Source organism: Legionella waltersii, from assembly GCF_001468085.1.
GTDB classification, from domain to species: Bacteria; Pseudomonadota; Gammaproteobacteria; order Legionellales; family Legionellaceae; genus Legionella; species Legionella waltersii.
This window is the reverse complement of the sequence record NZ_LNZB01000051.1, coordinates 282,757-294,663: the sequence shown is the minus strand read 5'-3', so window position 1 is coordinate 294,663 and position 11,907 is coordinate 282,757. Positions and strand designations below refer to the sequence as shown.

The following is an 11,907-nucleotide window of genomic DNA, read 5'->3' as shown; positions in this document are numbered from 1 at the left end:
AAGCCCTAACTATAAATTTCCACTACGAAAATCACTCATGGCTTGCATGATTTCTTCTTGGGTATTCATTACAAATGGACCGTATCGGGCAATTGGTTCGTGAATTTTTTTCGCAGCAATTAAAAAGCACTGGCTATCCTCTATGCTTTGCCAAAGAACTTTTTCACCGTCAGTGAACGCTGCCAGATAGCCCTCCCTGATCGACTGTCCACCTAGATGAATTTGCCCCTTAACGACAAACAGGATTGCCTGGTAATCTTTTGGAATTGTTTGCTGGAAGGTTGTTGTTGCTGGTGCAATAACGTCCAAAAACAACGGTTTTGTTGCTATGCCCACAATCGGTGAGCTAACACCAGCATCCGAAGTACCTGCTATTACTTTAACCACAATACCTGACTCAAGAATGGTAACAGGCAGCTCTGCAGAAGTTTTCTCTTGGTAGCGTGGGTTAGTCATTTTATCGGCAGCCGGCAAATTAAGCCATAATTGAATTCCTTGGAGTGCATCTGCGTGAGCAGGCATTTCAGAATGCATTATTCCTTTTCCAGCAGTCATCCATTGCACGTCCCCGGCATGTATCACACCCTTATGTCCTTTATTGTCCTCATGGGTAATACTGCCTTGCAATAAATAGGTAATGGTTTCAAATCCGCGGTGTGGATGCGTAGGAAATCCTGCTATGAAATCGAGCTTCTCTTTGCTATTAAAATAGTCAAACAATAGAAAAGGCTCGAAGTCATTGGATCTATCGGCACCAATGTAACGATGGAGCTTAACACCAGCCCCCTCACGCACCAAGCTACCGTGCATTAATTGTTTGATCTCAACGAAACTCATTCTGATAACCTTTTATCCCGCACTCATTAGAGTATACCCAAGATACTTTAAAATGCCATTTTTTGTTTATTAAGAATGGATTAAATAGGCTAACCAATCCTATTGGAAGTCTGCAATAACAGCGCTATTATTAATATTGACTCTATGGACGGAGTAATTTATGGAAACGACTGAGCACACAGAACTTGGAAATGCACTGCCAATTGCTAACTTGAGCAACAATCCCTATCTTCGCATGGATGAATTAGGGATTATGCACATTCGCCTGCAAAGATTTGATGAAAACAAGCTTCCTATTCCGATGGGTCTTGAGTTATCTGTAGGAGAAATAATCGCCATGGCTGGTGATTTTTTTACAGATGCAAATTGGACGGTTGACTTAGAGCTGCCCAAATGTGGATTATTTCAAAATCCGACTAAGCTGGGCAAGCATCTAATTAATACGCCTATTCGCCCAAAGGAAGAGGATGCATTAATTAAAGCGTATAACAATCTAGCAGCTCCAGATGTGACAAGGAAAGAAATTGACCGTATTTATACCATTACCAATGCGGAGTATCTTCCATTTTCAGAAACCTTGAATTTTTATGCAAAGCAATTGATGTTTTACTTTCGTGTAAAAAACTACGGAGAAATGATAACCCGTAACCAAACTCATTTTACGCCCTGGTCAATTCGAGTCTATGTCCTTGGTCATACAATTGCTTTACGTTACGCTCACTTAGCTTACGAACTAAGACAAACAGCCGATAGTGCATTCTATCAATCAAAAAATCCCGATTTTCTTTCCATAAAGCAACTGCATAACGATAAAAACGAAGCGCTTACTTCAAGCAAATTAAGAGACTTAGCGGACCGTTATGAAGCACTGGCTTTCTGTATGGAGTTTTTCACCTTTCATTATTATTCTGATCACTTCGCTACTGGACATATGTCCATGATTGGCGACTTACGAGTTGTGTTGAAAGAGCGTTTTGGTATGTGGGGAAATATTTTAGCAAACAATCTTCATGATGAAGTCAATCGCGTTGGCGTATACACTATAAACCCCTATTCTGAGAATCAAAAGCCAACTCAGCCGCCTACTCGCTCAAGAGGCGATGGCAAAGTCGATTCTTGCCTCAACAAATTTAACCGCCTGGGCTGCTTAACTGGCATGACGGCTTCCCTTAATGATGTCCAATCTGTTTTAAAAGGCGGGGAGCTCCCACAACAAAAACACTATGCTGGTCTCAGTCACCTGCCAGATGTTGATTACAATTCAAGACAGCACCAACCTCTATTAGTGTTTAGCAAAGGGAAGGTCTATTACCGAAAAGAGTTAAGCAACATAAAGATAGTGTCTCCGGTGGAGTATGAGGCACTAAGAGATAATCCAAAGAGTCATGGTTATTCAGAATTAAAAAACTCTTGGGATGCCTTTGTTCTGGTCTGCAAGCTACGCCTACTCCCTTGTGTTTACACCGGGGCTATTAAACCCATTGATGATACAAGACTTAAAGAAATTTTAGCGGATGAGAAAACCAGAAATCCTGAGCGCGAACCAATTCAACCACCAGGATGTCCATTTGAAAATGAGGCAACTGTGTTTAGCTGGAAAAGCCCCCGTGCAGTCCGTCCTAATAAAGACCTGCTTGACTCAATGGATGGATTAAAAAAATTCAGTTTGTTAAAATCAAAAACTCACGCTGCATCTGGCGAAAACATGGAGAATGAAAACACAGTGAAGTTGGGTATTTAATTTTTTGCTGTTAAACTAGGGAATATTGACAATTAATGACTTAAAGAGCTCAGTATGAAAACAGTGAAACAACTTATTCTTTGTACAATGCTGTTGTTAATCACAACTCTTTGCCAGGCAGATGTTTTACTTAAAGACATTGAGGGTCAGGTTACCCCATTTTCAACACTGAAAGGAAAATGGGTACTCATTAACTATTGGGCCAGCTGGTGTGAAACATGTGTTCAAGAAATTCCTGAGCTCAATCGCTTTTATCATGCTCATAAAAAAGATCCTGTCGCATTGTTTGCTGTGAATTACGACGCGTTGTCTTCAGTTGAACAAAGAGCTCTTGCTGAGCAATTGAACATAGCCTACCCTAATTTATTAGAGAATCCAGCCAAAGCACTAAATCTTGGCGACATCACTGGAGTTCCAGTGACGTTTATCTTTAACCCCGATGGTCAATTGGTTAAAAAGCTCTATGGTGGCCAAACGGTCAAATCCTTAGACAAAATTGTTTCAAGAAAATAAGCATTATTTGCTAAGCCATGTAATGGTTTAGGTACCCATTCACCGTAATTAGCAAGAGCGTATCCGAGCCGCGACCGTCAGGGAGCGGAGCAGTTAGCAGGGTACACCAATACTACATAGATTATCAAAAGTTCCGCTCCCTGACCGCGTAGGAATCGACTCCTATTATAGTGCCCCAACTAATCTCATCTGTGATGGTCAGTAAGCGTAGGTCCGGCGCTTCTCTTAATGGCCCTGCCTTAAGCGGTTTCATTAGGTTCATCATCCGGCCAATATCGGTCCGCTTGCTGACGCGCGCGGCTCGGTTCACCCCCTGCTGTGACTAGGATTTGATTCAGACAGCAAAGAAGGAACCGAGCCGCGCGCGTCAGCAAGCGGATACGGAACTATCTGCTTTCACGAATGAAACCGCTTAAGGCGGCGCCATTAGGCGAAGCACCCGACCTGGGGTATAAAATACCCCATTTTAAAAATGAATCGATCCCTCAGCCATCACGGTTGCGGCTCGGACTGATATTGAGCAGTTTTATTATGGTTTTGTTTGGCGTGCAATTTCTTGATAAGCATTTTCAGTACTTTGGTCTCTTTTTCTTTGGTCTTTAAAAAATGTGGTCTTATAAGCAATCGCTTCTGTAGCAATCTTATTGATATCTTCCATTGCAGATACAGCTCGCGCAGGATCGTCCAAGCCCTCTTTTGCTTTCATGTATATCTTATGAATATGATTGGGAACCTCTTTCCCGTTAATTTTTGATTTACTTCCCCAGACTCCAGTTTTCCATTCTGTATTTTCAATTAATCGAGAGATGTCTTCTAGTGCATTCTTAGCAGACTCTTTTTTAACAGAATTCAAATTGGCTTTAATATACCGTTCTTTAAATCCCTCAAACTTCAACTGATAATCACTTGATTGATTAGAAAGTGCCATTGAAAATTGGGTAATTTCATCTTGTCGAGTGATTGCTTTTTGTTTAATTCTAGGATCCATACCCGTGTAATCCCGCATTTCACTCGCATTCACTGTATAATCCGGTTTTGGAACTTTGTTTTGCTGATTCCAAATCGATGTAAAATTAACAAATGATTCGGCTCTGCCCTCATACATAGTACTTACCTCGTGTTCTACGAACAGTTTATGCCACTCAAAATCAGTATATTTTTCAAGTTCTTTTTCTGCCTTTTTTATTTTTTTTTCATAGTTGACATAAATAGCGTTAATCTTTTGTTCAACAGTTTGTAGTGGATCCGTGGGCATCTTTAGACTATGTTTGGGAAGTGATGATTGAAAGTCAAAGAGATTCGAAGGTGTAAATTCATTTTGAACTAAATCAGCTGCAGTCCGAATACTCCCATAATTTATGTTTTCTAAATCGGAAATCGATTCAATGATAGATTTTACTTGGCTGAAAGCAGTAACAGGATTGGGCTTTTTAAGGATTTTATTGAGTAGCGTTAGTTGTGTCTGCAGTTCTTGGTTTTCTTGATTTAAACGAGCAAGCTCATTAATCCACTGTTTAAGATCTTCATATTTCATTTTATGACCTAAATTGAACAATCCACTTCTTAATATTGTAGCATAATTGATCTTAATGAGCATTTATTTGTGATTCGGTCCAAAAAAACCACTTTCAAGAAGAGTTATTTTTGTGAGCCAAGGGGAAATAAGCGTTGCTTTTGTTGCGCAGTGATTCGGATGCGCAAGTGCCAGTCGCCTGTATCTGTTATGGTTTCACTCAGTACAGCCCCTAATTGATAAAGTTGGGCTCTTAATTTGGCCTCTGTGGATTGAACCACGATGTCTTCAATCAGAATTTGACCATGCAGTTGAGCGGCTATTGCTTCTTTTAAAAGATCAAGCCCAAGTCCCTTAGAGGCAGATATCCAAACCTTACAAGAGTCCTCGGTATAATCCACTTTAGGCAGCCATCCTTCATGCCTATCAATTTTATTAAACACCTGAATGATAGGAATGTCATTAACCCCTAACTCATCAAGAACCTTCTGAACAGAAAATACGTTTTCACGCCAATTTGGATCAGACACATCGATCACATGCAGTAATAAATCCGCTTGTTGGGTTTCTTCTAAAGTAGCTCTAAATGCCTCTACTAAATGGTGAGGTAAATCGCGTATAAATCCTACAGTATCTGCTAGTATTACAGCAGCAGAGCCTGGTAACTCCAATTTTCTCATTGTTGGGTCAAGGGTTGCAAACAGTTGATCGGCTACAAAGGAATCATCACCGGTCAACACATTAAACAAGGTGGATTTTCCTGCGTTGGTATACCCTACCAATGAAACAGTCGCTAAAGCAGCCTTTTTTCTAGCCTGCCGGTTTTGATCACGACTACAGCGAACTTTTTCCAAGCGTTTATTGATGTAACGAATTCTGTCTCGAAGAAGTCTACGATCCGTTTCTAATTGCGTTTCCCCTGGACCTCTTAATCCAATACCCCCCTTTTGTCGCTCTAAGTGCGTCCATCCGCGAACTAATCGAGTGGATAAATGTTGTAACTGAGCCAGTTCAACCTGTAGCTTTCCTTCAAACGTGCGTGCCCTTTGTGCAAAAATATCCAATATGAGTCCGCTTCGATCAACGACACGGCATTCAAACAGCTTCTCTAAATTTCTTTCTTGTGAGGGAGATAATTCATGATTAACTAACACTAATTCTGCATTGAGTGACTTTACTAGAAGGGAAATATCCTCTGCCTTGCCTTTACCCACATAGTACTTTGCATCAGGGGTCGCTCGAGAACCTGTTACACAATCCAATACTTCTGCATTGGCTGATAATGCAAGCTCTTTAAACTCATCTAACGCTTTTCCAGCATCAACTCCAGGCAGAGCCAGCTGCACTAAAACAGCTCGCTCGCCGCCTTGTGGCCTTTCAAACACTCAACTACACCTCTAGTTAGAATACTGTCTAGTCTGCCACAGATCCTGCATCCTCACCAGCCTCATTTTCCAAAGGCACTTTAACCATCCGTGAAGGAACCACGGTAGATATTGCATGTTTATACACCATTTGGGTAATCGAGTTCTTTAGCATGACAACGTATTGATCAAATGAATCCACCACCCCGTGCAATTTTATTCCGTTGACCAGAAACACTGAAACCGGTACCTTTTCCTTGCGTAATTCATTTAGGAAAGGGTCTTGTAATAAATGATTTTTAGACATTGCCTACTCCTTGTTGTTATTGTAGTTTTCAAAGGCAAAAAGAGCGTTTCAATTACTTTTTCGACATCCTTTAAGAAAACTTTAGTATATTTTCATGACAACATGATTTGAATTCGCTAAGATACAGTTCTTCATTGTTTTTTGTGCTGTTCCATCCTCAGTAAAGCTGAGCTTATAAGGAGATTTTAATGACATACACCTGCGAAGAAATTCAAAAATTAGAACATCCATATCAAGAGTTAGGTAGTTCTGATTCGTTGGCTGAGCACCATACAGAACTGAATAAGCTAAACGAAGAGCAAAAAATTGCTGTGGCATCCAGAATGGTATTGGACTGCCCTAATGAAGAGATGAAAGGATTCCGTCATGTCATTGAGGCTGCAAACACAACCCATCGCAATGATCAAGATACATTCTACCCTTATTTATCTCAAGCTTACGAAGTTAAACAAAGGCTAGTCGCTTTAACAGACCTTAGAAATAAAGCCCCCCATTTATTGCTTCTGGATAAAGAATTTGACGATGAGCTCTTTACCAAATTCAATACATTAGCATTAAACGTGGTCAATAAGTGCGAACTCTCGATTGCTGTCCGCCTAGCTCAAAGCACTCCAGAAAAAAATCGCTCCCAAATAGCACGAAATCTAAACAATGTATTTCGTGAAACTGTTTTTGCAGGCAAAGTCTCTCAAGCTTTTGCAATTTCTCGAGATATCGAGCGATTACTATTAGGTGATAAGCCCTATGACTTTTTCAACAGCAGGGAATATAACCATGATGCTTGCGTTGAATTTTCTGAGCTGTTTAACTGCACCAAGGGCAAAGAATCATCCATTGCAGCAAAGTTAGCACTAAGTACTCCGACTGAAAAAAGAAGCGCCATTGCAGGATTAATAAAAACATTAAGCCCCGAGGGAGAGCTTACTTCACGTACCTCTGCAGCCTTTGAATTACAACGGAATATCGAGTTAACTCTGTTAGGTGATAACCCAGAACAATTTTTCACTAGCCCAGCCTTCGATGCGGATTTGTGTCTTGAATTTGCTGAACTATTTCCACCTCTGTTGAAGGGAAAAGAACAACTCATTGGTGAAAAATTATCTTGCCAGGAACAGCAAGTTATTGCCGAAATTGGCCGCAAACTGGAATGGATCAATCCAAATGCTGCAAATCAAGACAGTACTTTTAGACTAATCGCTAGTGCAATGACGAATAAAAAGGAATCGGCTTTAAAAGCCCCTTCCGTTAGGCTTCAGGAGCCAACCCCAACGCGTACTGATCAGACAACGAAGTCACCATCATCAAGGGTTGATACAGAAAAACCTGCGATGCAATTCCAACATTCATTGTTTGATAGGAAATCAAGTACGCCCTTATTAGCAACCATCAGAGAAGAAGATTCTGATGAGGAAGAAAACGAGGAGTCAAGCTGTAGTCATTTATGTGGATTTTGGTAGTTTAGTAACCAACATGCCCTTACTCACGTAAGGGCAACTTTACAGCATTTTTACCTCATCTTTACACAAAAGTAGATTACATTTCATGCTAAAATTTATCAAAATAACACTAGCAATATAAGTATATTTTTTGATAAAATAGACAACTTTTTGATCTCCAATAAGCCGTGGATAAGGAAAAGATAGGAGCTAAAACTCATTTAAAATCGATTGAGCTTTTTTGCTACATTAAAATACATCACTTTTAATCAGGAAAACGAATGAAAGAAAACAAACTTAAAGTCGCGCTTGTTCAAGAAAAATGGCACAAAAACAACCAAGAGCATCTTGATAAGCTTGCATCAGGAATCTATTCAGCGGCCAAACAAGGCGCTAGCTTAGTTTGTTTACAGGAACTGACTTTAAGTCCCTATTTTTGTACGCGTTCAGATGTTGATCCAACTCCTTATATGGAAGACATCCACACTGGCCCTACTGCACAGTTTGTTGGCCAAATGGCAAAAGCCAATCAAGTGAGCATTACTGCATCACTGTTTGAAAAGGCTGGTTACAATACCGCTGTCGCATTTAACCCACAAGGTGAACTCATTGCCATAACCCGCAAGCAACATATTCCCAGTGGTGAAAAATACCATGAAGACTATTATTTCAAACCCGGAGATTCCGATTACCCAGTTCACACCATTGCGGGACATCAATTCGGATTGCCTACATGCTACGATCAATGGTTTCCAGAGCTGTCTAGAATTTATGGCCTAAAAGGAGCTGAAATTCTTGTTTACCCAACTGCGATAGGTGGGGAGCCAACTGCACCTGGTTTTGATAGCCAACCGATGTGGCAAAAAGTGATGGTCGCTCAAGGAATTATGAGCAATACCTTCATCATAGCGGTTAATCGTATTGGCTGCGAAGATGATTTACAATTTTATGGAAGTAGTTTTATCAGTACACCTACCGGTGAAATAATTGCCCAAGCACCTCGAAATGAACCTGCTGTGTTGGTTGCAGAACTCGATTTTAATCATCGCGATTTATGGGGAAGGTTATTCCCATTCCCCAAACAAAGGGAGCCTGAGACGTACAAAGAGCTCATTAAGCCTCGTTAACCCTTTTGGAAAACTACAACAATGAATACTATAAAAGTCGATGAGAACCTCTACAACATTGAAAATTGGGGAGAGGGTTATTTCAGTATTAACACGAAGGGCAATATCGAAATCAGCAAAACGCCTGGTCAAAAGGGAGTTGAGCTGCAAGCAATAGTCGATGCTGCACATAGAGCGGGTCTACATCTCCCCTTGTTAATACGTTGCAGTGATATTCTTCAAGATCGTGTCCGTCAACTTTATGAGGCTTTCGTTCAAGCGAAGGAAGATACTGATTATGCTGGCACCTACCAGCTTGTCTATCCAATAAAAGTGAACCAAGAACAAAGTGTGGTTCGTGAACTATTGCGCTCACCCAATAACAAGATTGGGTTGGAAGCAGGAAGTAAACCGGAGTTGATGGCCGTTATTGGTATGTTAGGTGATGAGCAAAGCACTATCGTTTGCAACGGCTATAAGGACAGCAGCTATATCCGAACCGCTTTAATTGCCCAACAAATGGGTCATAAAGTATTTATAGTTATCGAGAAAATATCTGAACTTGATATCATCCTTCGAGAGTCAGCTCGGTTACAAATTAAACCAGCCCTAGGGGTACGTATTCGCTTAGTGAGTAAAAGCGCTGGCAAATGGGAAAATACGGGTGGTGTTAAATCGAAGTTTGGATTGAATGCTAAGCAAGTTCTAGAGCTTATACACCAACTAAAAGATCATGATATGTTGGATTGCTTGCAATTAATGCATTGCCATTTAGGATCCCAAATTGCCAATATTCATGACATTCGTCATTGCATGCAGGAAGTAGCCCGCTATTACATTGAGCTTAGAAACCTCAACGCTCCAATTACTACCATTGACGTTGGCGGTGGATTAAGCGTGGATTATGAGGGAACGCACTCCAATAAAGGTTGCTCAATGAATTACAGCCTTGTTGAATATGCTACACACGTCATGCTGGCATTAAAGCACTTGTGCCAAGACTCTGAAACGCCAGAACCCAATATCATTTCTGAGTCAGGAAGAGCACTCACTGCTCATCATGCGGTATTGATTTCCAACATTACGGACATAGAGAGCATCAAAGAAGCGCCTGTTCTACCTGATATTTCAGAGGATGACTCTCATGTGATTCGTGATATTTACGATACGTATCAAGCCATTACTGATAGCTCTCCTACCGAAATTTATAACTATGCTGCTCACTCATTGAATGAGGCACATTCCCTGTTTAAGCATGGTGTTATTAGCCTACAAGAGAAGGCAAAAGTGGAGGCATTCTATACAAACATTTGTATGGAAATAAAAGACAAATTGGATATTGATAATCCTAGCGAAGAGGCTCTACTCGTTCGAATTAATGAATGCATGGCGGCCAAAATCTTTTGCAATGTGTCGTTCTTCCAATCAATTCCTGATGCTTGGGCGATAGGTCAAATTTTTCCTGTCGCACCAATATCCCAACTTAATCAAGATGCAACTATGCATAGTATTTTACAGGATTTAACCTGTGATTCTGATGGAACGATTAAGCTTTATCCTGGTAAATATTCAGTGACTTCTACGTTAATTTTGCCTCCCTATGATATTCAAAATCCCTATAATATTGGATTTTTCCTAGTTGGAGCCTATCAAGAAATACTGGGTAACTTGCATAATCTTTTCGGTGATACAAACTCCCTTGATGTAAAACTTTCTGATACTGGAGAGTTTGAATTGCACGATCTAGTCAGTGGAGATACAGTAACAAATGTATTAAACTTTGCGCATTTTGACACCAAAAAACTGATTCAATCCTATGAAAAGCAGTTGATTCAATCGGAGTTACCAAAGGAAAAGAGTCTGTTGTATCTCAATGAATTACGTAGTATTTTTTCGCAGTTAACTTACCTTGATGGGAATATTGCACAGTGAATAATGATCTAACTCCTAAACAATGTGGTTTTTCTATGCCTGCTGAATGGCATCCTCACGAGAGATGTTGGATGGCCTGGCCTTGTCATCTTCAAACCTGGGCTAAGATAGGCTTAGATAAAGCAAGAATTGCTTATGCTAAAGTAGCCAATGCGATCGCTCAATATGAGCCAGTCATTATGCTCGTTAATCCTGGAGATGAACTATCAGCAAAAGCGCTTTGCGCGGAGAATATTACCCTGCGTACATTCCCATTGAATGATTCATGGACGAGAGATACAGGATCCACTTTTTTATTAAATGACAATAATCAGTTGGCTGGTGTTGACTGGATTCATAACGCATGGGGTGGAAACTATTCGGACTGTTCTTTGGATAATAAAATAGCTTCAGAACTCATTGCTTACACCCAGGCCAGGTATTTTAAAGCGCCTTTAGTCATGGAAGGAGGTTCCTTTCATGTTGATGGCGAGGGTACTGCATTGACTAGTAAAGAGTGTTTACTCAACAAAAATCGTAATCCTCATCTAACTCAGAAAGACATTGAGAACTACCTCTGTGATTATTTAGGCGTAACAAAGGTACTTTGGTTAAACAAAGGTATCATCGGTGATGAAACAGATGGGCATATTGATGAAATAGCCACTTTTATTGCCCCTGGTAAAGTACTCTGTCTGATTACCAGCGACAAGTCAGACCCTAATTACCACAATATGCAAGAAAACTTAGAAATCCTAAAGAATGCTACTGATGCTCGTGGCAGGAATCTTCAGGTATTCACTGTTGAACAACCACCTGCTACCTATATGGATCAAGAACGTTTGACCTTGTCTTATATTAATTTCTATTTAGCGAATAATGGAATTGTAATGCCTGCATTTGGTCATGAGGCTCATGATCGAGCAGCTTTAAGTCTATTTACCGATTTATTTCCAAATCATCGTATCAGCCAAATTGATGCAATTGATGTCTTTGCGGGTGGTGGAGGCATTCATTGTATTACCCAGCAACAGCCCATTTCCTCCAAATAGCTCTCCTACTTGTCTTTGGATAGCACTGTCCAGTATGGGAAAGGATTAGACATGGTATCCAAAGACTGCGCTAGCGAAGAGTTAGCCTACTCTTAATTGAGAAATCTCTTACATTATCATGAGCTTA

Annotated in this window: 10 protein-coding genes; 6 read left to right on the top strand and 4 right to left on the bottom strand. The window is 40.5% G+C overall.

The window, feature by feature from the left end; all coding sequences use genetic code 11:
• Positions 1 to 9: 9 nt before the first annotated feature.
• Positions 10 to 837: a pirin family protein gene (locus Lwal_RS11070; protein ID WP_058480855.1), complete on the bottom strand. Its 828-nt coding sequence runs from the start codon at positions 835 to 837 to the stop codon at positions 10 to 12.
• 160 nt (positions 838 to 997) lie between these two features.
• Here Lwal_RS11070 and Lwal_RS11065 point away from each other — a divergent pair, with 160 nt between their 5' ends.
• Together Lwal_RS11065 and Lwal_RS11060 are read left to right on the top strand one after the other, a co-directional pair.
• Positions 998 to 2,578, top strand: coding sequence for a hypothetical protein (locus Lwal_RS11065; RefSeq protein WP_058480854.1), 1,581 nt, complete (start codon positions 998 to 1,000; stop codon positions 2,576 to 2,578).
• 63 nt (positions 2,579 to 2,641) lie between these two features.
• Positions 2,642 to 3,091, top strand: coding sequence for a TlpA disulfide reductase family protein (locus Lwal_RS11060; RefSeq protein WP_408607326.1), 450 nt, complete (start codon positions 2,642 to 2,644; stop codon positions 3,089 to 3,091).
• A 529-nt stretch (positions 3,092 to 3,620) separates the two neighbouring features.
• On the opposite strand, the gene Lwal_RS11055 is transcribed toward Lwal_RS11060, so the two are convergent.
• The 3 genes from Lwal_RS11055 to hfq form a co-directional block, all read right to left on the bottom strand.
• Positions 3,621 to 4,625, bottom strand: coding sequence for a hypothetical protein (locus tag Lwal_RS11055; RefSeq protein WP_133141209.1), 1,005 nt, complete (start codon positions 4,623 to 4,625; stop codon positions 3,621 to 3,623).
• Positions 4,626 to 4,729: 104 nt separating this feature from the next.
• Entirely contained in the window at positions 4,730 to 5,989 is a 1,260-nt protein-coding gene (gene hflX / locus Lwal_RS11050) for a ribosome rescue GTPase HflX (RefSeq protein ID WP_058480851.1), read from the bottom strand.
• A gap of 28 nt (positions 5,990 to 6,017) precedes the next feature.
• A complete protein-coding gene (gene hfq / locus Lwal_RS11045; RefSeq protein WP_058480850.1) occupies positions 6,018 to 6,275 on the bottom strand; it encodes an RNA chaperone Hfq in 258 nt (85 codons plus the stop codon).
• A 188-nt stretch (positions 6,276 to 6,463) separates the two neighbouring features.
• Here hfq and Lwal_RS11040 point away from each other — a divergent pair, with 188 nt between their 5' ends.
• From Lwal_RS11040 to Lwal_RS11025, 4 genes are all read left to right on the top strand, one after another.
• Entirely contained in the window at positions 6,464 to 7,732 is a 1,269-nt protein-coding gene (locus tag Lwal_RS11040) for a hypothetical protein (protein WP_058480849.1), read from the top strand.
• A gap of 260 nt (positions 7,733 to 7,992) precedes the next feature.
• Entirely contained in the window at positions 7,993 to 8,838 is an 846-nt protein-coding gene (locus tag Lwal_RS11035; protein ID WP_058480848.1) for a carbon-nitrogen hydrolase, read from the top strand.
• A gap of 21 nt (positions 8,839 to 8,859) precedes the next feature.
• Complete coding sequence (speA, locus tag Lwal_RS11030) at positions 8,860 to 10,749, top strand: biosynthetic arginine decarboxylase (RefSeq protein ID WP_058480847.1); 1,890 nt, start codon at positions 8,860 to 8,862, stop codon at positions 10,747 to 10,749.
• A complete protein-coding gene (locus Lwal_RS11025; RefSeq protein ID WP_193787231.1) occupies positions 10,746 to 11,780 on the top strand; it encodes an agmatine deiminase family protein in 1,035 nt (344 codons plus the stop codon). The genes speA and Lwal_RS11025 overlap by 4 nt, the downstream gene beginning before the upstream one ends.
• Positions 11,781 to 11,907 lie beyond the last annotated feature (127 nt).